Genomic DNA, 19,999 nt, shown 5'->3' on the forward strand with positions numbered 1-19,999 from the left:
ACGTTTTTATTTTCCTGCTTTGAGTGAATTCATTTCGCTACAGTAGTCTTGGTATATAGGAATTTAACTTCCCAATATACAATTCCTAGGAAGATAGCACTTGCAATAATAATTTCAGAAATGGCTAACATTTTATTTTTCAATACTAATTTAATTTTGGTATCAATTTACACAGAATGCAATAGGTACTAATTACATTTTAGATTTTAAAAAATCTTATCTAATAAAATAACGCGTCGAAATAATATAAAATTTTAAGTTAGATACATATTATTTTCGTGGGAAATTTTATAAATTCAACAACTCTTATACCTTTAATACCTTTTTTAACCTCTTTATTTATTCTTATTTTATTAGCAAGTTTCAACAGAACACTTAACAGGCTAACAAAACCAGTTACTGCACTGGTTGCATTATCTTTATTAAGTTCTGCTTTTATAAGCTCATTTGACTATTTTAAGAAAATAGAAGAGGAATTAGTTTTATCTGAATTTCTCAAGATTTTTGAAGAAAAAAATTTAGTTTTAAATCTCAATTTAGTAAATGAAAAAATTATAATTTTTTTCTCATTGATAATGATATTAATTATTGGAATATCTTTTTATAAATTGCCTAGAAAAAAAGGTTATGTCTTATTAATGATTAGCCTAGGATTAATTTCTTCTTCGGTGCTAATCTCAATATTGCTAATAGATTTCTCAGCATTAATCTAAACTGTTGTAAGCATTGACAAAGCTTCGTTAAGTTCTCGGACATGATTTAATTCATCTTGAGCAATTTCTTTTATTTTTTGATCATTTGGATTATCTATTAAATATTTGGAATAAGTTTCAAATGCATGTTCTTCGATTTTTATGTTGACATCATAAGCATTAGCTGGAGAGAGGAAATAATAAAAAACCATGATCCAGTAATAGACAAGCACAAGGTGTCTCGCGAAAAATCTATCAATCCAGAACCTATCTCCTCCTCTTTTCTCCATTTCTTTAAGATGCTCAGTTTCGTTAATAGCTTGATAAAAATGTTCTTTCATTAAAATCATTGTTTTCTCATTTTTAATTCCTAGGGATTCTTTAAAATGAAGAACCGAAAGAAATGCAAAATAAGGTGATCTAGCTATAACTTCTAAAACCCAAAATCTTTGTAAAGATCTACCAGAGTATATGAAGTCTAAGAAGTTAACTGTACTATTCAAAATCAAAGAATTTAATTTCTTCATAAATTTAATTTTTCTTTAAGTATAATTACCCAGCCGCTCGAGGACTATAATGTATTGAACTAATTAACCAAAAATTAATATTTATAGTTTAAAAATTGTTACTTCCATTGAAATATTTTTTTTTCATGCATTAATTGGATAGATAAAAATTTTATATGACAACTACTGAAAAAATTGCAAATGCCAAAAAGAGGATTGATGAATTAGAAAGACTTATAAAATTTTGGAATGATTCAGAGCATGATGAGGCAAAAATAGTAAATTTTTCAAGGAAGATTGAAAATAAAGTTGCTTAGTTTGTTATGGTTAAAGCTACTTAAGTTTATCTACTTAAAGTGATTTAATATCTTGAGGTTTCTAATATTGTTTAATTTATAAATAGAGCAATTAAACCTATTTTCAAAAACGGTAAGGAAGAAATAATCTAAAAGAAAAATAAATATGAAAACCTTTTCAAAAAAATATTTAGTGCCGATTAAATTTATACCATGGCTTTTTTGGGTATTTATATCTTTTATGAGTATATATTTGTGTAAGATAGCCTGGATAAATTGAATAATTAATGGATCTAGCTTCTCCTTAGCCAACCAGGAGCACCGCCAAACCAATCCGATATATCATCTTCATTAGGGTTGAAATGATTTTCTTTATCTAGTCCATCTATCCCAAATGATTGTAAGAGGTTATCAATTCCCCCATCATTTTTTGTGCCATTTCTTCTAAAGCTGTTAGCTTTTTTCAGCCAAAGAGAAATTGTCGAATTATGGTGTGCAAATTTCTGAACAAATATCCTTTCTTCTAATGTAATTGATTTATCTTGAGCAATTCTTTTTATTATTCCTTGGATTTTTAGTCTTTTTGCATTACTAAGAAGCATTTTTGATCAAATCATTATTCTTCTTATAGGAAGGATTACTAAATATATCTTGTCAATGTTAATTTCAACAAATTGACTATTTTAAGAGGTTTTTAAGCAAGAAAAGTCTTAAGACACTAAAAAAAGGGATCAATAAGTTACGTATGATACTTTTATTCATTTATCAAACTTATAAATCCTACAAAATAGATAAAAAAAATCAATCAATCCTCAAAGACACTTTAAAATTAAGAAAAAGTCGATTCAAATGTTGCATGATAGTAAATCTGTACTATTATTAGTACAGATTTACTATTTAGACATGAAAGTGATTTCATCTTCTCCTTATGCCCCTTTTAATTTAAAAGAGTGGAATTTTCTAATAAGCAAAAATGTAAAGTTTGAAAATACTCCAATAAAGATTCAAAAAAAATTTTATAGAACTTCTACTCTACAAAGGATTGAAAAAGATAAACTTCTTGAAGAGAAGATTCAATTGCACCAACAAATGCAACTTGTATTTGGATAGTAAAATATTAACTAACAATTTTTTTATTGAATATTATTTTACGAGATCCAATTTTTTGTTAGATTAGTAGAAATACGAGAAGGATTTAATTTGGCTGTTGATCGAGAACTTTTAAAAGAAGTTACCCAAGAACTTTGGAATACCGTAAAAAAACTAAGACCTGAAATAGATCGGCAAACGCGACTTCAATTAGTTTTAAAGGCCTTATTAACAATTGGAGATTTACCGGATCAAATGCAAGCTGCCATGGTAGTAGGTGTTTGCGCAGAAATGGACAAAAGTGATGTTGATAATGTTGAAACTAATTCACAAACTAAAGATTCAAGCGGAGTTGATACTTCTTCAGGCAGAAAAGTAGTTAGAAGAAGTTCAGCTAAATAAACCTTCAATGATCATCCTTTAATTTTCTTTGATTTGTTTTTATTAAGTCTTTTGAATAGGTAATATGAAATTACAAGTAAGAGCGGAACGAATATTGAATGTAAAGTCATCATTAATTCTGTTTGGCCCATTCCTATAAGATTTGACTCGCTTGGAAATTGTTCTGACCAAGTGCCAACTAAATGCCAGGCTTGAGGAATTGATAAGAAAAACATATAAGAGCTATAAGTTAAGTTTATGTTCAGCTAAACATTATCATTATTGAACGTTTTTGCTTTGTTTATTCTTATTTCTTAACTAAGTATTTTTAGAGTTATAAAAAGAACTTAATTCATAAATTTATTTTCTTAAGAAGAGTTTTAAATTCTTTTTTACCAATAATTTTTTCAGCTGCGTAAGCCCCACTTGCTGAAACAGCAGGAATTCCAATACCTGGAAATGTACTTGCACCGCAAGTAAATAAATTTTTCACTGGAGTTTTGCAGCCTGGGAAAAGACCTTTTGCTGCAGATAATGCTGGGCCGTAACTACCGCAATAGGTATTGGTGAATTTTTTATGAGTGATTGGGGTCCCTAGCATCTTTAAATCAATCCTTTCGTCTATATCAGGGATGAATTTTCGCACTGCATTAAGGAATATTGAACATCTTTCTTCTTTCAAATTTCTATATTCTAGTCCCTTTGGATTTAGGTTTTCCCAAATTTCCCAAGGTTCATTTGCGGGGGTATATCCATGAAGAATATGTTTTCCTTCAGGGGCCATATTTTTATCTAAAACAGATGGGATCGAAAATACAGCTATATTTCTTTCTGCGGTTATACCTTTTTCCCACTCATCAACATGTATCGCATGTATTGGTAAATTTTCAAGACCATCAGCATCAAAACCTAGATGTATATGAAGGAAAGAATCACATTTATTAGGGTTCAAAACTTTTGTATTCCATTTTTTTGAAATTTCATTTGGAATCAACTTTTTTAAATTCCAAACATCAGTATTCGTGACAACAGATTCACAACTATAACTAGAACCATTATTAAGAGTTATACCTGTGGCAAAATTTTTATTGAAGTTAATTGTCTTTACTCTCGAAGAAAGAATTAATTCTCCTCCATTTTTTTTAAATCCATTAATTAATGCTTTTACGATAGATTCACTACCTCCTTTGGGGTATTCAAGGTATGAATTTGGTTCAAACCATTCGTTAAATAAAGTAGCCATCGCAGCTGTATTTGTATCATGCATTGACATACCACTTATCAAAAAGCTCAATAAATCAACCCAATTTCTGAGAAAAGGATCCTCTAGATGATTATTAACTAAATTCCCAAAGCCTTTATTAATTTTTGGTATTTGATTGATATTAGGTAAAAATTTTGAGGTTAAATTTAATAGATCTAAGAAATTTATTGATTCGGGAGAAAATGAGAGTAAAGGTATTTGATTTATTACTTGGCTTAGAGGTTTTATTTCGGAAATAAATGATTCCCATTCTTTAACAGATTTCTCACCTCTTAAAGTTTTAATTGTTTGTTTAAAAGGTTCTTCCCCTACATCAAGATTAAAATTGCCTTCTGGGACAATTACTTGCCAACCTTTGTATTGAAATAGTTCAACTTCTTCATCAAGTAATTTAAGAATTTGCCCTAGGGGATTAGTTGTCGGCCATTTACCTATTCCACTCCACAATGAAGGTCCTGATTCGAAAGTGTAACCTTTTCTTTTAAAACTGTGAGCGACTCCTCCCGGCTGGGTATGTGCTTCACATATAAGTACTTTTTTGCCTGATAAAGCTAGAATTGAACCACAGCATAATCCACCTATTCCACTACCTATTATTACAACATCGTATTCGATCATTAAATATTTTTTACTCTTATCGTAAAACTAATGTGTTTTAAACAAATGTATTAGTTGAAGTTGTAATACTTAGAACAACAGCAAGGAAAAAAATGTAGGGAACAGCCTTAAGAGGTATGTATCCTTGGCTTTTAGAAATGAAATCCATTGATTTAGTTACTTTATGTAAATATATTAACGAGATCTTGTTCCTTATGTGTGCCAAAAAATTATTTTTTTGGAAATATATTGAAACAAAGAAATCTTTTTGGAGAGATTTTTTTACTAAGAACATTTTTTATGAAGTTATCTTAGTATTTGATTCTTAGATTTAAATCTCTTATGAAACACTTTCCTGATATTAATGAGTTAAGACTATTAGAAAAAAATTCCCAAAAAAATGGTAGCGGAATTGAATATCAAGAATTGTTAGGAATATGGAAGTTTAAGTATGTATGGGGAAAGGAGTCAGATGAAATCAAAAATATACCCAGTTCGATTCTTCAAGTATTGTCGGCAAGACTCGAATTGAAAAGTAAAAATAAAGAGGATCAAATAAATTATGAAATAAAAAATTCAATTAATATCGGATTATTAAATATTACTTTTATAGGCAGTGCAGAATTAAAAGGGATTAGACCTTTGTTGGCTTTCTATTTTGAAGAATTGAAAATTAGTATTAGTAGTTTTCCTATATTTAATAAGGAATTAAAAAAACCAGAAGATAAAAATATGCCTTTTTTCTCACTTGTAGGAATAAGCATTAAAGATAATTGGTTATGTGCTCGAGGCAGGGGCGGCGGGCTTGCAATATGGGTTAAGTCTTAATTTAGTGGTATTCTCCTGGATGATCTACCTTTCTTACGGTAACTTTATCTACTTTTTGTCCATTAAATCTTAAGAGATCATCTCCTGAAAAGTCATAACCTAAGCGTTGACCTATTAGGGCTACATCATCTGCTGTAGAGGATGTCGTAACCTGCTTTTTCAATTCTTCATTAGATTGCATCTTAATTAAAAATTTTCTTATTTCAGAAAAACTCATTACTAGAATTTGATTGATTGATGTTCAAGAAATTTATAAAATCTTTTTCTTAGCAAGAACAAGATAAATAGATAATCATTATACTATTTTTATGACTTACTTATTCCTCTACATAGTTGGCATAGTTTTAATATGGTGGACATATCGTGTAGGTTGGCTTGAGGCGCTTAAAACAGTAGTTAAAGTTATAGTCCCCTCAGCGCTTATTATTTTATTTAACATAAAAGCCGGAAGATTACTTTTTAAAAGTCCTATAGTCGGTTTATTAAGCGCTTTGCCTACCTCTATTTTTATTTTTAGAGGTTCATTGCCTTTAGTTAGTTATATAAATAACTTGATTGAAAATAAAATAAATAAGTATGATGATTCGGAAGTTATAGATACTGATTCTGTGCCTTTAGATGATTAATTTAATCAAATCCAAGAAATAATTCTTTGTGTACAACAAGAACATCAAATAAAGTTGTTCCATGAATAGGACTTAATGGGATTTTGTCTATATTCAATGCTTCTGCGCAAATTAAATGAGCATCCCATTTTGTATTGTGATCACTTATTTCAATTGACCACTCAATTACTTTTTTGAAATGATCTGGCATTTCTGAACCAATTTTTCTGCAAATTTGACATAGAACTGACAAAAGAGGAGGTTTTGATGGCCTTTTTAAATCTTTAATAAGACTAGGTTGTGTAAAAACACTTTTATAGCGGATGTAGTCTATCAATTCATATTCTTCTTTAGTAAGAGCTGCTTTATCTAATGCTCTTTCAAATTCGTCTATGGGGGTTATGGGCCTATCCAAGATATTATTTTTTGCTGTTTTCTGAATCTATTTTTTCTTGATTAATTTCATTGGTTTGATTGCTTTCTATAGATTTAGGAGATTCATCTTTATCTTCTTCGTTCATAACTTGGTCGATTTCATTTTGAAATTCATTCGACGCTTTTTTAAGACTTTTCAAAGTTTTACCAAGCTGTTTTCCTAATTCTGGAAGCTTTTTTGGACCAAAAATTAAAAGAGCTAAGATAAGTATTACGGTAACTTCAGGCAAACCTACACCAAAAATATTCATAACTGATAACTATTTAACTAATTAGGAAATCTACTATTAAATATAGTCAAATCATGTGAAAATTTCATTCTCAGAACAGCTTTTTTAATATTAAAAAATTTTTAAAAATATTATTGTTATTAATACTCCTTTAAAGAAAACTAACCAAAGTAGTTGATAATCACTCAATTTGGATTTTTTTTGGTACCAATTTATAAAAGTTTTATGTTTATCTATTAATTTTCTCATTTTCACCGAGATTATTTATTAATATCACTTATTTTATCTTAATTTATTTTATATTATTTTATAGAAATCCTAAATTCTACTGAAATTAAATTATTCTATTAAATTTAAATCTTGTTCTAATTTAATTTTTTTCTAAATTATTGAAACTATTCGCTAAATATTAACTATTTAAAAAAAATGAAATACTTATTTGTTGTTTTTTACCTTTTTTTTCTAATTTATCCAGCTGATGCTGTTACCACTAAAATGTTTAAAGTATTGGATACGTGTGCAAGATATCGACTCGGTGAGATTAATGCTAATGAGGCTATAGAAAAACTAAAATTAAAATTAACGAATTCTTCCTCTAATCAGCCAAAGGATCTAGTAAAAAAATATTGCTCAGTATTTACTCCAAATGAAAAAATTGAATTTTAATCTTAGCAATGCATATTTAATTATTCTTTTTTGAATAATCTTTAGCTTTGTTTCTTATTTCTTTAACTTTTTTAAAATTAGTTATTTTTAAGTTAAAAATAACTCCCAAAAAAAGAATAAGAAATAAAAAAATATAAATTATTAATTCCATATTATTGAATTAATAATTTCACCCTAGTTTATTTCAATAATTTTTTAGTATCTTTTAAAACAAAAAAACTGACTTAAATATCAGTTATTTATTTTAAGGCCACAAAAAAAACATATTAACCTCTAATATGGAACTTTATAAGAATCATTGTGAAGATTGGAGATAAAATTCCAGAATTTTCTTTACTGGATCAAAATGGAGTTAAAAGATCAAATAAGGGATTAAAAAATCCCCTTGTTTTGTTCTTTTATCCAAAAGATGATACGCCGGGTTGCACCATAGAAGTTTGCGGATTTAGAGATAAATATGACTTATTTAAAGTATTAGGTGCACAAGTTTGGGGAGTAAGTAATGGAAGTACCTCAAGTCATTTAGCATTTGCAAATAAAAATAAATTACAATACCCATTACTTTGTGATACGAATGACGCTCTTAGGAAAACTTTTAAAGTTCCTAAAGTATTAGGTTTTATGGATGGTAGGGTAACTTACGTTATCGATCGCAAAGGGACAGTTAGGCATATTTTTAGAGATTTATTGAATGGTCCTGAACACATTAAAGAGGCTATTAGAGTACTTAAGGAAATTCAAAATCAATAAATTATTATTAAAGAATTTTAGATTAATAACTTTTGTTTTATTATGGTTTCAGCTTTTTTTTAATATATGAAGAAAATGGGAATGCAAGCTGTTGATCTTGCTATTCAAAATGGAGTGGATCTTGACGGTACTCCAATACCTCAAAAAATGCTAGATCTATATAACAAAATTATGGATGAGGAGAATAAAAGACAAAGGAGTGGTGTTAAAAAATCAATGAGAAATAGATGCGTCAAAACGGGTTCTAAGCATTTTGATAAAGAAACATTGAATCAATTATTAATAGACTCGGGATGGGAAGGTCTTAAAGAAAAGGAAATTTTATTTTTTTATAACTAAAAAAAATTTTTAATTATCTTAAAAATAATTTATGGTAATTATTTATTTAAATTAAGAAACTGAGAACTAATTAGATATTTTTTATATGTAATTTATTGAATTATTTAAACCATCTTTTTTTTTCAGAGGAAATTATTTTCTCTTTTTCAGCTTTTGTTTTATTACTTGCTTTTTTGAAAGCTAAGTTTGCTTCTATAACTGTAACTATTGATATAAAAAAAAGACCAGAAATTCCAATTATTTGTTCACTTTGAGAGGGTTCTGAATCTCCTTGTAAAAAAAAACCTAAAGCGAACCATGCAGTACTAGCAATGATGGTAAAAAAATAGGGTTTCCATCTTCTCTGATATAAGTAACCCGATCCTAAACCAGGAAGAAAATTTAAAAAAGATGCTACCCACCCTTTTGAAGATGCAAGTATTTCGTCTCTTGAGGGATAAGACATCTATATTAAGTATTTATTAAATGTGAATTTATATAAGCAAAAGATATTGCTGCGCAAATTACCCAACTAAAGGGTAAAAACATTCTTATTTTTTCTTTATTGTTATTCATTTTCTAATTATGTAAAATATTTTTAAAATCTGTGGATTTAATAGATACCTTAAAACTAGAAGAATTAAAAAAGACGGTTTTTAACCGTCTTTGAAAAAAGTAATTTCTCTAAAAATAAATTATTTATCTTTTGAGGCTGAGAGTACTTTAAGTTCTTTTTTTACTTCTTTTTCTCTATCTTCAAGATGTTTTAGTTGAGCTTTAAAAGCATCTTCAAGTCTTACTTTTTGTGTTTTAATTTCATCAAGCTCTTCTTGATGTTGGTTTTTCTTTAACTCCTTCATTTCACTATCAGAAATAACATATACAGGACGAAATGAAGGTGTTTCAAAAAGAAGATCAAACATTGAATACATAAGTGACCTTTGAATTAGTACAAATTCAATATCTGATAATTCTTTGGAATATGAAAGGATAAATACCGAAGATATTGATACGGCAAATACACCGAATTTCGGTTTACCTAACATAACCGCCCAGTATTTACCGATCGAATTTAAGGTATGTTTTAAAGTGTTAAGGAGATGATTCTAAAAATTTTAATTAAAAAGAACTAAAAATGGATTTAAAAATTACTAAAACATTAGTAATCCCATTCAACGAAATTAAGTGGCGATTTTCCAGATCCTCGGGCCCTGGAGGGCAAAATTTAAATAAAATTGAAAGTAGAGTAGAGCTTATTTTTGATTTAGAAGATTCCAAAGTATTAAATGATAATCAGAAAGAAATTCTTAAAAGAAACTTGAAAAACAAATTAGTAAATAATAGCTTGCGTTTAGCGGTTCAAGAACACAGAAATCAATTATTAAATAGGCAGCTAGCTTTAAAGAAATTTAGTTCAATCATAAAAAATGCTTTAAATAAACCATTTAAATTAAGAAAATCTACACAACCTACTAAAGCATCACAAAAAAAAAGAGTTGAGGTTAAGAAAAAACGTGGCGAATTGAAAAAAAGTAGACAAAAAGAAAAAACATATCCAATATGAATAAACTAAATAAATATTTTCCTCGCAGATTGCAATCAAAGCATGTGATAAATTTAATTTTATTTTGGTTTATTGAATTCAACTAATGATTTCTGGTTAATTGACTCTAATTTTGTAGGGGTGATGCGTTTCTATAAAGATAGAGATTATTCTGATAAATCTATTGATTACATGTTTATTGAAGAAGGAATTATTATGGGAATTCATGGAGAAAATCCTCCATTAATGAAAACTAGAAAAAAAATTGTTATTGAAGAAGCGAGACTATTATGGCAAAAATTGTTAAATGAGGGTTGGCAAAAAACTAATAAAAAATGGTGAGGAAATTCTACAAAAACTTTTTTTAATTTCAGAAAATATATGAACCTTTAGGGTATAGCCTGGAAATTTTTTCCTGTTGCAAATATTTCTTTTTTTTGATGTCTTTTTCATATCTTTTCAACATCATTAGATAGTTTGTAAATCCAAAAATTATTAAAAACACAATGAATCTTATTCCTGCATCAAAGTTCATATGAATATTAAGCTTTATTTTAATCTGACAATTACTAATCAAAAATCAATCGGTATTTATATCTAATTAAAACGTTTAGTAAAAATCTTTTTTGATTTTACAGTATAAAAAATACATAACAAAAGTAATATTAAAATTGAACTAAAGCTTCCGATTGGGTTTGGAATATTTTGTGTAAAAGGCCCTGCTAAAAATGAAGGTGTATTTTCTTTGAATTCTATTAATCCGTTATTTAATAAAAACCAAATACCCACAAGTCCTCCATGAATTCCTATGCAATTCCATAAAGAACCTTTACCTCTAATTTTTACTAATGATAGAAATATTCCAAGTAAAATAAATCCCAAACGTAATCCTACTATGTTCCAAAAGATCTCATTTGATAAATTATGAACCAGGCTAAAAATTATAGCTTGTAAAGCTATTGATATTTTTGTGCCATATTCAAATTTTAATTCTTCTAGTAACCAGCCTCTAAAAATTATTTCCTCTGCGAATCCAACACCTAATCCCAGTAAAATAGAATTTAACAATATTATTGGCGAGAATTCACCTACCCAAGAAATATAATTTTTTTGCAATAGTGGTACCAGAATTAGAATTATTAAAACTAAAGCAAATAAAATACCTTGAGAAAAATTGAAAAAGTTTTTCAAGAATTTGTCTTTTGTTATACCAAGAATTATCCAAGCATTCGATTTATTTCGTTTGATATAAAACCAATATGGGATTAAAAAGATAAAAAGTAAGAAAGTAATAATAGTACCAATTAAGGATAAATTTTCTTTTTCAAAATTAAACAATAAAAGTGGCTGAGATAAAGTCCAGCCAATGCAATAAAGAATAGGAATAAAAAATATAGTGGATAAAAATCTTGGTCTTAAAAGAAAAAAACTTCTAATTAGTATCATTACATTTTTCATTTTAGTTTAAATATTAATTAACCCCATCCTTTGCCTTTTATTATTCTAACTGCTTGTTCAAAAAGTTTTAGCTTTTTCTTTTTACTATAATTTATGTTTTTTGAAAGATTAGATAAATCTTTATAAAATTGACGGGTTATTTTATCTTCTTTATCACTAGGCCATAGTAAGTCTGAGCCCTCTTCATATTCTTCTTTATATCTTTCTTTATTCAAATTTTTTTATATCGTAATAATTTAAATTTTACTTATTGCAAATGCTTAAAAGTGATGTTTATTAAATTTGTGTATTTATTTAAAATTTATGCTGATTAATCTTTCAACTTTAGTTTTTACATTATTATCTCCATTTCTTATTTTTGCAGTAGTAGTATCGGTTTACTTATTTCATTAGGAATTATTTACAAATAAACTTAATTAATTTAAGGGTGTATTATGCCTACTTTTTCTAATGCAAATGATAAAACTGCAATTAGCGCCATTAGTGTTAATATCTTGTTCTTTTTGATGAAATCCATAATTCATATAATGATAAAAGAATAATTGAATCTATTTTGCTCTATGAATCTGAATAAATAAGGGATTATAGACTTTAATTTTTATATTTATCTATAAAGAACAAAGGATCATTAAAATCCTCTTACAAATTAAGAAAAAAGTAAATCAGCATATTTACGGATTTACTGAAAATATAAAAAGGAGTAATTTATAAATGTTGAGTTCGGAGGCAATCTAAATGATTGATAGTCCGCCTGAAATTTAGTAAATTCCAAAATATAGGAAGCGTATTCCTGAGAATGGGATTATTCGAAAATTAAAGTTCAATCAATTAGTCTGATAAGACTTCGCTTTATAATTACTAGCGACAATAGGGACTGAAATTATCGATAGAAATCCCCGAATTCACGTATTCTAGGTTTATGAGTAAATAGACTTTAAAATATGTAATTTTATATCCTGTAAGAAGGAAATCAAATATTAAAAAGGACTGTACCAACAGTCCTTTTTTTATTTAACAAATTTCCTCTAAACTGGACTTCTTCTTGGATAATATAGATTAATAAATTGATTAAAAATATTTCAAAATGAAAGATCAAGTCTTGTTTCCTAAAATTGAAGTGCGTGAAAAGGGTTTTTTACAAGTAAGTGATATTCATATTATTTATTGGGAAAGATCTGGTAATCCAAATGGTAAAAAAATTCTTGTTATTCATGGAGGTCCAGGAGGAGGAAGTCAACCAAGATATAGAAGATACTTTGACCCAGATAAATTCGATATTATTCAATTTGACCAAAGAGGTTGCGGTTCTTCAACTCCCTTCTCGGAATTAAAAGAAAATACGACCAATCATTTAGTTGATGATATTGAGAAACTAAGGATTCTTTTAAAAATAGACACTTGGCATTTGTTTGGTGGATCTTGGGGCTCAACACTTTCACTTATATATGCGATTAAAAATCCCTCAAGAGTTATCAGCTTAACTTTGCGAGGGATATTTTTATGTAGAAAGTTTGAATTGTTATGGTTCTATCAATATGGTGCAAGTGAGATATTCCCCGATGAATTTGAAGAATATATTTCTGTAATACCAAAAGAAGAGAGAAATGATTTAATAAGTTCTTTTTATAAATATCTAACATCTTCAGATGCGAATCTGAGATCAAAAGCAGCAGCAGCTTGGACAAAATGGGAACTCTCAACAAGTCATTTAATAAATAAAAAATTTGATTTTGATAAGTCTGAAGTTAATTCTTTTTCAGATGCCTTTGCAAGGATAGAATGTCATTATTTTATTAATAATATTTTCTTAGAAGATGATTTTATTTTGAAAAATATAAAAACAATAGAATCGATTCCAACAAAAATTATTCAAGGGAGGTATGACGTTGTATGTCCTGTTAGGAGTGCTTGGGATCTAAATAAGAAATTAAAGAATTCTGAATTAATTATTGTTAATGATGCTGGTCATTCAATGAGTGAAAAAGGTATAAGTATCGAATTAATAAAAGCTGTAAAAGGAATTGAAAATCTCCAATAAACAGAATATGTTTTTAAAAATTAAAGGCCATTATCTTCAATATTTTGTGCAATACTCCTAAGAAGTTCGACGATATCAGAATCTTCGCATTGAGTATCATCTTTGAGCAAAATGCACTCGTCTCTAATACTTACATTAGTACTCCACCATATCCCTGAACTATTGGTATCGTCCCATTCAAATCTTTCAGACATAATTATTAAAACTTAATAAATACATTAAAGCTTCCATTACTTCATCGTGGATTTATATATGTAATTTCAAAATTTAAAAAATTTTCATATGCGCTAAAAGGAATCTGGAAATTTCTGACAATAAAATTTAGAAATCTAATTTCAGTTCGTATTGTTTTTCCTTTACCTTAGAAACAATTTTTTTATTATTTATATTTTTTCTAAGCCTTTTTCTAGAGCCATGCTTCAAATAAATTTCTTTTGAGATATCCCAATATCCAACCTTTTTAGTGATTTCCTGAAGTTTCTTCTTTGCATTTTTAGTGCTAATTGGGATGTCAATTATTGGTCTAATGTAATTAATTTTTTCATATTCTTCTTGATTAAATCTATATAATAGCCATGGTTCATGAATGAAATTAAGTGAAATATCTTTTAATTCTGGTATCCATTTTTTTATAAATTTCCCTTGAGGATCATGATCCTTTCCCTGCTTGATAGGATTATAAATTCTATTGGTATTTATAGACGTAGTTCCAGATTGCATTTGGCATTGGTTCCAATGTATTCCAGGCTCATAATCCACAAATTTATTTGCTAATTCAGAACCTGAATCTTGCCATGGCAGCCATAAATTATAGCTAGCAAAAGACATTAACATCGCTCGCATCCTGAAGTTAATCCATCCATTGAAATTTAATGAACGCATACATGCATCTATAAAAGGAAAGCCTGTATTACCTGAACTCCATGAATTAAGTAATTCATTATTTTTTTCTCTAATATTTTTAAAAAAAGGATGGTATTCCCTAAACTCTAGTTCTGGTTCACTTTCAAGTTTCTGAATAAAATGACAATGCCATGTTAATCTGCTTTTTAACATCCGGGAATTATTGTTTTTTGATATATTTGCTTTTTTAAAAATTTCTTTTAATGAAATGCATCCCCAACAAATATATGGGGATAATCTTGTACAACTATCAAATGATTTTTCTGGGCTAGATATATCTTTTGAATAAGAATCTAATTTTTTACTAAAGAAGTATTGCATTCTCTCTAAACCTTTCTTTCTTCCACCTTGCATTCTTCCTGGACAAGTTTCTTTTTTAAAGGTAAAAATTTCATCTGAGGGCATTTCTCCAATATTAAAGTTAATAGAATTAATTCTTAATGGAGCTTTAAGTAAGTTTTTTTCGGAATTTTTTTGCCACTTTTTAGACCAATTATTCCTATCTAAATTTCCTCTAAAAACTGAAAATTGTAGAAATTCCTTCCAAATAATATTTTTGCTTAAAGCCCATTCTCTTACTTTTTGATCTCTTTTATAAGTAAGCCAATCTCCGGTTTCTTGATGGCTAAATATACCTTTGATTTTAAATTTTGAACTAATTTCATCAAAAATATTAATAACATTTCCAGTTCTAATAATTAATGGTTGTCCGATCTCAGCAAGTGCATTCCTTAAATCTATTAAACTTTCCTTGCAAAATTGCCATTGTCTATGTGAATGGGTATTTTGGCTCCAAATATCTACCTCAATAATGTAAATAGGTAAAATATCACAATCTCTTATAGCCTCACAAAGAGCTTCGTTATCATAAATTCTTAAATCTTTCTTAAACCATAAGATATTTATTTCTTTCATAATTTTTTCTTTTAATCTTAGAAAAATAAGATTAAGTTTGTAGGTGAAAAATATAAAAAATTTTAGAATAACTAAAAATCAAAAAAATGAAAATAACAAAAAAACTTTGGGAGGATAATTATGAGATCGCTTTACTAAGTTTAAATACAAAATTTGTTCAAGGTTTAAAGAATGGAAGTCTCCCTAAAAATATATTTCAAGAATATTTAGCTCAAGATTATTTCTTTTTAGAGACTTTTGCTAAGGCATATGGTCTTGCAGTTTCTAAATCAAAAGATAAATATTCAATAAGGAAGTTGAGTGAACTTTTAATGGGAGTTTCAGAGGAGTTAATACTTCATGAAACTTATGCAAAAGAATGGGATATTGATTTATCTAATAACTATATAAAAAAAGCTACAAAAAATTATACAGATTTTCTTGATGATACTTCAAAAAGACTTAGCTCTCTTGAAATAATGTTTGCAATGACTCCATGTATGCGACTTTATTCTTGGATAGGTAAAAGTTTGTATAAAGAGGAATTTGACATTAAATATAAAGAATGGATAATTACTTATTCTGATGAGAGCTTTGAAAAGCTAGCAGATTCACTTGAAAATCTTATTGAGACCAATAAAGAAACATATGATATTAATCAGGCAAAATTTTTATACAGGAGAGCTATGGAATTGGAGTTAGATTTTTTTAATGCATATTCAGATTTCTAATTTAAATTTAAAATATTTTTATTATATTTATAAATCCTTGTTTCTTAAACCATGTATTCTAAAATTGCACTTTCAATAGGCGGTAGTGACTCTGGTGGTGGAGCAGGAATTCAGGCTGACTTGAGAACTTTTATGGCCCTTAAAGTACATGGATGTTCTGTTATTACATGTATAACTGCACAAAATAGTGTTGAGGTTGCATGCGTTGAACCAGTAGAGAATAATACTTTACTAAGTCAGTTAGATACTTTATTTGCTGATTTTTGTATTGATGCTTTAAAAACTGGAATGTTATTAAATGAAAGGATAATTGTTGATACTGCTTCAAAATTAAATACGTATAAGATAACCAAAATTATTGACCCAGTAATGGTTGCAAGAACGGGTTCTAAATTACTTGAAGATTCTGCGATTAATGCTTATAAAAAACTCTTATTACCAATTGCGGATTTGGTAACTCCAAATATTTATGAAGCAAATCTACTTTCTGGTTTAGAAATAAGGAGTAAAGAAGATATCGAAAATTCAGCAAGAAATATTATTGGTCTTGGAGCTAAAGCGGTACTTATAAAAGGTGGAGGTTTAGCAGATATGAAAGGCAAGGATTTTTTTCTTGACTCAAATGGTAGAAAAGATTGGCTCTTTAATAATTTCATAAATACAAAAAATACCCACGGTAGCGGTTGTACTTTGAGTGCTGCTATTTGTGGTTACAAAGCTTTAGGTTTTGAGCTAGTTGATTCGATACACAAAGCAAAATTATTTGTTGAGAAATCTTTAGAAAATTCTTACAAAATAGGATCCGGCCCAGGTCCATTGGGCCATTATTAATTATTTATAGAAATGGAGTTAGAACCACCATTTTCTGTAGGGTTTTTTTAAAAATAAGATTTCTTCAGATTCCCATCCTCCCTCCAACCACTCAAGATGCTCAAGCAATAAAGACTCACTCTCCCTTTTGTTTAATTGCCCAATTCTATTTGCAATACCATCGAACCTTACTTTCATCAATTCCTCAATCTTGATGTTATTCATAGGTTAAATAATAATTTTTTTCTACTGTTACTTGTATAGAATTTCTTGTCAACGATTTAATTTTATTTGTTTACTAGCAGTTCTTAAATATGTATTAAATACAACTTTTTGAAATAGATAGTAATTAAGACTTATTCACATAGATTTAGTCAAAGACTAAATTATATGAAAATACTCTAACTATGTATAAAGAAGAAACAGCAAAGCAAAAAACTATTTTAAATGTAGGCTATTGTGAAACGACCTCTGAATGGCTCAATAGAATCATTACTGAACTAGCAGATGAAAATAAGAATTTTGTAGACTTGTCAGTTATTTGCGCTTAAGTTTTGAAAACTTGAGTTTATTTTGACTTGTTTTTAAATTGCTAATATTTTTAATGCGGATTCAAAAGATTTTTTTCGTTAATGGCTAATCAAATTTTGCTTTAGAAATATATAGTATCTTTATTGATTTATTACGAATGAAACAAAATTCTGTCAAAGTAATTGGAATTAAAGATGAATCAAGAAAAGATGCACATTTATCATTTGTTGACAAGGCAGATGGACTAAAAGGAATCCTAAGTACTGATTTTGATGATTGGTCTAATTTTGATAGTTGGGAAAGTATTTCAGTTCAGCAATGGATTTTTTCTAGAGCTTTGGAGGTTTTCAGAGGTAAGAAAATTGATATTAAATGTGATTGTTGTGAATATAATGATTTAATCCCAAATGATTTTGAGAGTATTAAAAAAGAAAAATGCTTTGGTAAAAAAAGTGCTTACATGATTGAAAAAGTTGTAGATGAAATTGTATTGGCAAAGGGAAGAAGAGAAAGTGATGGAACATATTCCGCGTAAGATTTATAAATATCTATCGAGTGAAAAATCTTTTACTTACCAGTGAAAATTATCAGAAGAACCAATCGTTAAATTTCTAGTGGACATATTATGGAATTTAAAGTGTACCGAATCACTAAACTCCTTTTCATCTGAGTAATTCACAAGATCCAGTGGGTCGACATTTTCATCGAACCATGCATCATATTCAATATGGTTAGCTTCAGCAAAATAACTCATAACCAATTAATAGCTAGCAAATAATTTATAAACGGTACATGCGATACCAAATAAAGATTCTTTTTTCGCTAATTCATATTGAAAAAGGCTTAAAAATCTAAATTCAAAGATAATTTAAATGCTTTTTAAAATATGGTTTTTAAATTGAAATTACATTAATGATTTTTATTTATGGCTTACTATCATGTTCATGGACTTATTCCAGACGGAATTTCTCAGTCCGAGGGTTACAAGATGTTTGAGCAGTATATTGCTTCCGGTGCACCAATGGATAATTTTGATGGATTTGAATTGGTAAGTAGATTCCATGCGCCAGAAACAGGAGAGGTTTTTGTAACTTTCAAGGCTGATAATCACTTAGCAATATCTCAACATTTTGGAGTGTGGAGAGCTAAATTTGGCCTTGATTGGAATATCACTGCTGTTTTAAATGATGATGAGGTTATTCAAAGAAACAAACAAGTTGCTGAAGCTGTTGCAGCAATGGGATAATTCAAGTGATTGACAGTCGATCTAGAATAAGGAGCAACTAGCTCCTTTTTTTATGTCTCTTGAAACTACTGTTTTTACATTTAAAATAAGCGTACCTTTTGAGAAATGGGCAGCTGTTTACGATAGCCAAGAAAATATACAAATGAATAAAGAACGTGGAATTGTTTGCTTATATAAAGGTGTAAAGAAAGATGATCCAACCAGTGTAATTCTTATTGAACAGGGTGAAGAAGGTAAATCAATAGCTATGTTTGAAGATCCAGCAGTGAAACCATTAATTGAGAGTGCAGGTCATATTTATGATTCAACCGTTATTAGTAGTTACTTTTAAATTATTTTTCTAAAATAATCTATACTTATTTTTATTTATGCTGTTTCTTATTTCTTATAAATTTAATGATTCAAACGCCCAAGAAAAGGGATCCAAAATGTTAAAAGAATGGTATGACAAAGGAGGGCCACAAAATAGACCAGAGGGTTATGACGTTAAATCTTGGATTTTCTTACCTCAACATGGTAATGGTTACTCTGTTGTAGATGCTGATTCTTTAGAAACTATTTGGCGACAGTGGCAACCTTGGAGAGAATTATTGGAGTTTACCATTGAACCATGTGCAGATTTAGATCAAACAGTAGCTCTATATTGTTAATCAAATGCTTTCTAGTTTTTTTTAATTAATGGCTAAATCTCATTGGTTGATTAATCCAAAAAGAACAGAAGTAAAAAGGTTTATAAAAAACGATAAGAGCATAGATGGTGTTTTTGAGTATATGTTTGTAGATACTGGAAAAATAGTTGGTGTGTTAGGAAAAGAACCTCCTGTAATGACAACAACAGTTTCGGTAGATATAGATTTAGCTAGAGAAATTTATGGAAGGTTAATCTCTCAAGGTTGGAGGAAAACTGAGGAGGTTTGGCCCAAAAAAGAGAGTTAGGTCTTTGCTCCAAAAATCTTTTCTGCTGAAATTTACGAAACTGTAGGAAATAAAGTTATTAAAGGCATAAACAGAACATTAGTTCCACATAAGATCTTTAAAACAAAATTAGGACATATCAGAGTTTAAGGATAATAGTATTAACTAATTAGTTCGACTAAATTATTAATAAGAATCTGAGTGCAAGCGGTAACCAAAGGCATAGAAGAAGCATTAGTAAAAGAGTAATAGCATGGATATTTGGAATGTAAT

The 19,999-nt window shown here is 28.5% G+C and carries 35 protein-coding genes; 20 read left to right on the forward strand and 15 right to left on the reverse strand.

Going from position 1 to position 19,999, the window contains the following annotated elements:
- Positions 1 to 278 precede the first annotated feature (278 nt).
- The gene (locus tag HA141_RS01785; protein WP_209116441.1) at positions 279 to 713 is read left to right on the forward strand and encodes an NADH-quinone oxidoreductase; all 435 of its coding nucleotides are present in this window, start codon (positions 279 to 281) and stop codon (positions 711 to 713) included.
- Here HA141_RS01785 and HA141_RS01790 read toward each other — a convergent pair.
- Positions 710 to 1,219, reverse strand: a complete 510-nt coding sequence (locus HA141_RS01790) for an alternative oxidase (protein WP_209116442.1) — start codon at positions 1,217 to 1,219, stop codon at positions 710 to 712. The two genes, HA141_RS01785 and HA141_RS01790, sit on opposite strands and share 4 nt — an antisense overlap.
- Before the next feature lie 155 nt (positions 1,220 to 1,374).
- Here HA141_RS01790 and HA141_RS01795 point away from each other — a divergent pair, with 155 nt between their 5' ends.
- Positions 1,375 to 1,515: a hypothetical protein gene (locus tag HA141_RS01795; RefSeq protein ID WP_209116443.1), complete on the forward strand. Its 141-nt coding sequence runs from the start codon at positions 1,375 to 1,377 to the stop codon at positions 1,513 to 1,515.
- A gap of 272 nt (positions 1,516 to 1,787) precedes the next feature.
- Here HA141_RS01795 and HA141_RS01800 read toward each other — a convergent pair whose 3' ends face one another.
- Positions 1,788 to 2,096, reverse strand: a complete 309-nt coding sequence (locus tag HA141_RS01800; protein WP_209116444.1) for a hypothetical protein — start codon at positions 2,094 to 2,096, stop codon at positions 1,788 to 1,790.
- A gap of 301 nt (positions 2,097 to 2,397) precedes the next feature.
- Here HA141_RS01800 and HA141_RS01805 point away from each other — a divergent pair, with 301 nt between their 5' ends.
- Together HA141_RS01805 and HA141_RS01810 are read left to right on the forward strand one after the other, a co-directional pair.
- Entirely contained in the window at positions 2,398 to 2,604 is a 207-nt protein-coding gene (locus tag HA141_RS01805; protein ID WP_209116445.1) for a hypothetical protein, read from the forward strand.
- Between the two features lie 90 nt (positions 2,605 to 2,694).
- Positions 2,695 to 2,985 carry a TIGR03894 family protein gene (locus HA141_RS01810; protein WP_209112488.1) on the forward strand — a complete coding sequence of 97 codons (291 nt, stop codon included), beginning with the start codon at positions 2,695 to 2,697 and terminating at the stop codon, positions 2,983 to 2,985.
- An 11-nt stretch (positions 2,986 to 2,996) separates the two neighbouring features.
- On the opposite strand, the gene HA141_RS01815 is transcribed toward HA141_RS01810, so the two are convergent.
- Complete coding sequence (locus tag HA141_RS01815) at positions 2,997 to 3,200, reverse strand: hypothetical protein (RefSeq protein ID WP_209116446.1); 204 nt, start codon at positions 3,198 to 3,200, stop codon at positions 2,997 to 2,999.
- 116 nt (positions 3,201 to 3,316) lie between these two features.
- Positions 3,317 to 4,846: a phytoene desaturase family protein gene (locus HA141_RS01820; RefSeq protein WP_209116447.1), complete on the reverse strand. Its 1,530-nt coding sequence runs from the start codon at positions 4,844 to 4,846 to the stop codon at positions 3,317 to 3,319.
- 321 nt (positions 4,847 to 5,167) lie between these two features.
- On the opposite strand from HA141_RS01820, the gene HA141_RS01825 reads away from it, so the two are divergent.
- Complete coding sequence (locus tag HA141_RS01825; protein ID WP_209116448.1) at positions 5,168 to 5,653, forward strand: hypothetical protein; 486 nt, start codon at positions 5,168 to 5,170, stop codon at positions 5,651 to 5,653.
- 1 nt (position 5,654) lies between these two features.
- Here HA141_RS01825 and HA141_RS01830 read toward each other — a convergent pair whose 3' ends face one another.
- Positions 5,655 to 5,870, reverse strand: a complete 216-nt coding sequence (locus tag HA141_RS01830; protein WP_209116449.1) for a Nif11-like leader peptide family natural product precursor — start codon at positions 5,868 to 5,870, stop codon at positions 5,655 to 5,657.
- A 91-nt stretch (positions 5,871 to 5,961) separates the two neighbouring features.
- Here HA141_RS01830 and HA141_RS01835 point away from each other — a divergent pair, with 91 nt between their 5' ends.
- On the forward strand, positions 5,962 to 6,279 hold the full coding sequence (locus HA141_RS01835; RefSeq protein WP_209116450.1) for a hypothetical protein: 318 nt from the start codon (positions 5,962 to 5,964) through the stop codon (positions 6,277 to 6,279).
- A gap of 1 nt (position 6,280) precedes the next feature.
- Here HA141_RS01835 and HA141_RS01840 read toward each other — a convergent pair whose 3' ends face one another.
- Entirely contained in the window at positions 6,281 to 6,673 is a 393-nt protein-coding gene (locus HA141_RS01840) for a hypothetical protein (RefSeq protein WP_209116451.1), read from the reverse strand.
- A gap of 4 nt (positions 6,674 to 6,677) precedes the next feature.
- Positions 6,678 to 6,944 (reverse strand): TatA/E family twin arginine-targeting protein translocase, encoded by a 267-nt coding sequence (locus HA141_RS01845; protein ID WP_025891414.1) that lies wholly within the window; start codon positions 6,942 to 6,944, stop codon positions 6,678 to 6,680.
- A gap of 405 nt (positions 6,945 to 7,349) precedes the next feature.
- Here HA141_RS01845 and HA141_RS01850 point away from each other — a divergent pair, with 405 nt between their 5' ends.
- From HA141_RS01850 to HA141_RS01860, 3 genes are all read left to right on the forward strand, one after another.
- Positions 7,350 to 7,589, forward strand: a complete 240-nt coding sequence (locus tag HA141_RS01850; RefSeq protein ID WP_209116452.1) for a non-structural protein (NS2)-like protein — start codon at positions 7,350 to 7,352, stop codon at positions 7,587 to 7,589.
- A 300-nt stretch (positions 7,590 to 7,889) separates the two neighbouring features.
- The gene (locus HA141_RS01855) at positions 7,890 to 8,339 is read left to right on the forward strand and encodes a peroxiredoxin (protein ID WP_025953438.1); all 450 of its coding nucleotides are present in this window, start codon (positions 7,890 to 7,892) and stop codon (positions 8,337 to 8,339) included.
- A gap of 66 nt (positions 8,340 to 8,405) precedes the next feature.
- Complete coding sequence (locus HA141_RS01860) at positions 8,406 to 8,678, forward strand: small RNA NsiR4-regulated ssr1528 family protein (protein ID WP_209116453.1); 273 nt, start codon at positions 8,406 to 8,408, stop codon at positions 8,676 to 8,678.
- 100 nt (positions 8,679 to 8,778) lie between these two features.
- Here HA141_RS01860 and HA141_RS01865 read toward each other — a convergent pair whose 3' ends face one another.
- Together HA141_RS01865 and HA141_RS01870 are read right to left on the reverse strand one after the other, a co-directional pair.
- Positions 8,779 to 9,123, reverse strand: coding sequence for a hypothetical protein (locus HA141_RS01865; protein ID WP_209116454.1), 345 nt, complete (start codon positions 9,121 to 9,123; stop codon positions 8,779 to 8,781).
- 229 nt (positions 9,124 to 9,352) lie between these two features.
- Positions 9,353 to 9,703 carry a hypothetical protein gene (locus tag HA141_RS01870; protein WP_245157252.1) on the reverse strand — a complete coding sequence of 117 codons (351 nt, stop codon included), beginning with the start codon at positions 9,701 to 9,703 and terminating at the stop codon, positions 9,353 to 9,355.
- An 89-nt stretch (positions 9,704 to 9,792) separates the two neighbouring features.
- Here HA141_RS01870 and arfB point away from each other — a divergent pair, with 89 nt between their 5' ends.
- On the forward strand, positions 9,793 to 10,221 hold the full coding sequence (arfB, locus tag HA141_RS01875; protein ID WP_209116455.1) for an alternative ribosome rescue aminoacyl-tRNA hydrolase ArfB: 429 nt from the start codon (positions 9,793 to 9,795) through the stop codon (positions 10,219 to 10,221).
- Positions 10,222 to 10,293: 72 nt separating this feature from the next.
- On the forward strand, positions 10,294 to 10,542 hold the full coding sequence (locus tag HA141_RS01880) for a DUF1651 domain-containing protein (protein ID WP_002805475.1): 249 nt from the start codon (positions 10,294 to 10,296) through the stop codon (positions 10,540 to 10,542).
- Between the two features lie 255 nt (positions 10,543 to 10,797).
- Here HA141_RS01880 and HA141_RS01885 read toward each other — a convergent pair whose 3' ends face one another.
- On the reverse strand, positions 10,798 to 11,646 hold the full coding sequence (locus HA141_RS01885; RefSeq protein WP_245157253.1) for a CPBP family intramembrane glutamic endopeptidase: 849 nt from the start codon (positions 11,644 to 11,646) through the stop codon (positions 10,798 to 10,800).
- Between the two features lie 29 nt (positions 11,647 to 11,675).
- Positions 11,676 to 11,873, reverse strand: a complete 198-nt coding sequence (locus HA141_RS01890; protein WP_209116457.1) for a hypothetical protein — start codon at positions 11,871 to 11,873, stop codon at positions 11,676 to 11,678.
- 869 nt (positions 11,874 to 12,742) lie between these two features.
- Between HA141_RS01890 and pip the strand changes: the two genes are divergently transcribed.
- Positions 12,743 to 13,696, forward strand: coding sequence for a prolyl aminopeptidase (pip, locus tag HA141_RS01895; protein ID WP_209116458.1), 954 nt, complete (start codon positions 12,743 to 12,745; stop codon positions 13,694 to 13,696).
- A 20-nt stretch (positions 13,697 to 13,716) separates the two neighbouring features.
- Here the strand turns inward: pip and HA141_RS01900 are convergent, their stop codons facing one another.
- Both HA141_RS01900 and HA141_RS01905 read right to left on the reverse strand, forming a co-directional pair.
- On the reverse strand, positions 13,717 to 13,890 hold the full coding sequence (locus tag HA141_RS01900) for a hypothetical protein (protein ID WP_209116459.1): 174 nt from the start codon (positions 13,888 to 13,890) through the stop codon (positions 13,717 to 13,719).
- Between the two features lie 127 nt (positions 13,891 to 14,017).
- Positions 14,018 to 15,514, reverse strand: a complete 1,497-nt coding sequence (locus HA141_RS01905) for an FAD-binding domain-containing protein (RefSeq protein ID WP_209116460.1) — start codon at positions 15,512 to 15,514, stop codon at positions 14,018 to 14,020.
- A gap of 86 nt (positions 15,515 to 15,600) precedes the next feature.
- On the opposite strand from HA141_RS01905, the gene HA141_RS01910 reads away from it, so the two are divergent.
- Positions 15,601 to 16,224 carry a TenA family protein gene (locus tag HA141_RS01910; protein ID WP_209116461.1) on the forward strand — a complete coding sequence of 208 codons (624 nt, stop codon included), beginning with the start codon at positions 15,601 to 15,603 and terminating at the stop codon, positions 16,222 to 16,224.
- A gap of 51 nt (positions 16,225 to 16,275) precedes the next feature.
- Positions 16,276 to 17,055 carry a bifunctional hydroxymethylpyrimidine kinase/phosphomethylpyrimidine kinase gene (gene thiD, locus HA141_RS01915; RefSeq protein ID WP_209116462.1) on the forward strand — a complete coding sequence of 260 codons (780 nt, stop codon included), beginning with the start codon at positions 16,276 to 16,278 and terminating at the stop codon, positions 17,053 to 17,055.
- 18 nt (positions 17,056 to 17,073) lie between these two features.
- Here the strand turns inward: thiD and HA141_RS01920 are convergent, their stop codons facing one another.
- Positions 17,074 to 17,259: a hypothetical protein gene (locus tag HA141_RS01920; RefSeq protein ID WP_209117956.1), complete on the reverse strand. Its 186-nt coding sequence runs from the start codon at positions 17,257 to 17,259 to the stop codon at positions 17,074 to 17,076.
- Between the two features lie 182 nt (positions 17,260 to 17,441).
- Between HA141_RS01920 and HA141_RS01925 the strand changes: the two genes are divergently transcribed.
- Complete coding sequence (locus tag HA141_RS01925; protein ID WP_209116463.1) at positions 17,442 to 17,585, forward strand: hypothetical protein; 144 nt, start codon at positions 17,442 to 17,444, stop codon at positions 17,583 to 17,585.
- A gap of 137 nt (positions 17,586 to 17,722) precedes the next feature.
- Positions 17,723 to 18,100: a phosphoenolpyruvate carboxykinase gene (locus tag HA141_RS01930; RefSeq protein WP_209116464.1), complete on the forward strand. Its 378-nt coding sequence runs from the start codon at positions 17,723 to 17,725 to the stop codon at positions 18,098 to 18,100.
- Between the two features lie 36 nt (positions 18,101 to 18,136).
- Here the strand turns inward: HA141_RS01930 and HA141_RS01935 are convergent, their stop codons facing one another.
- Positions 18,137 to 18,319 carry a hypothetical protein gene (locus HA141_RS01935; protein WP_209116465.1) on the reverse strand — a complete coding sequence of 61 codons (183 nt, stop codon included), beginning with the start codon at positions 18,317 to 18,319 and terminating at the stop codon, positions 18,137 to 18,139.
- Between the two features lie 171 nt (positions 18,320 to 18,490).
- Here HA141_RS01935 and HA141_RS01940 point away from each other — a divergent pair, with 171 nt between their 5' ends.
- The 4 genes from HA141_RS01940 to HA141_RS01955 are packed head-to-tail and all read left to right on the forward strand — an operon-like array spanning position 18,491 to position 19,747.
- On the forward strand, positions 18,491 to 18,811 hold the full coding sequence (locus HA141_RS01940) for a DUF3303 domain-containing protein (RefSeq protein WP_209116466.1): 321 nt from the start codon (positions 18,491 to 18,493) through the stop codon (positions 18,809 to 18,811).
- A gap of 52 nt (positions 18,812 to 18,863) precedes the next feature.
- Positions 18,864 to 19,142, forward strand: a complete 279-nt coding sequence (locus HA141_RS01945; RefSeq protein WP_209116467.1) for a DUF3764 family protein — start codon at positions 18,864 to 18,866, stop codon at positions 19,140 to 19,142.
- 37 nt (positions 19,143 to 19,179) lie between these two features.
- Positions 19,180 to 19,461 carry a DUF3303 domain-containing protein gene (locus HA141_RS01950; RefSeq protein ID WP_209116468.1) on the forward strand — a complete coding sequence of 94 codons (282 nt, stop codon included), beginning with the start codon at positions 19,180 to 19,182 and terminating at the stop codon, positions 19,459 to 19,461.
- A 28-nt stretch (positions 19,462 to 19,489) separates the two neighbouring features.
- Positions 19,490 to 19,747 (forward strand): DUF1651 domain-containing protein, encoded by a 258-nt coding sequence (locus HA141_RS01955; RefSeq protein WP_209116469.1) that lies wholly within the window; start codon positions 19,490 to 19,492, stop codon positions 19,745 to 19,747.
- Positions 19,748 to 19,999: the final 252 nt, after the last annotated feature.

It is taken from the genome of Prochlorococcus marinus XMU1402 (assembly GCF_017696205.1).
Lineage (GTDB): Bacteria > Cyanobacteriota > Cyanobacteriia > PCC-6307 > Cyanobiaceae > Prochlorococcus_A > Prochlorococcus_A marinus_AC.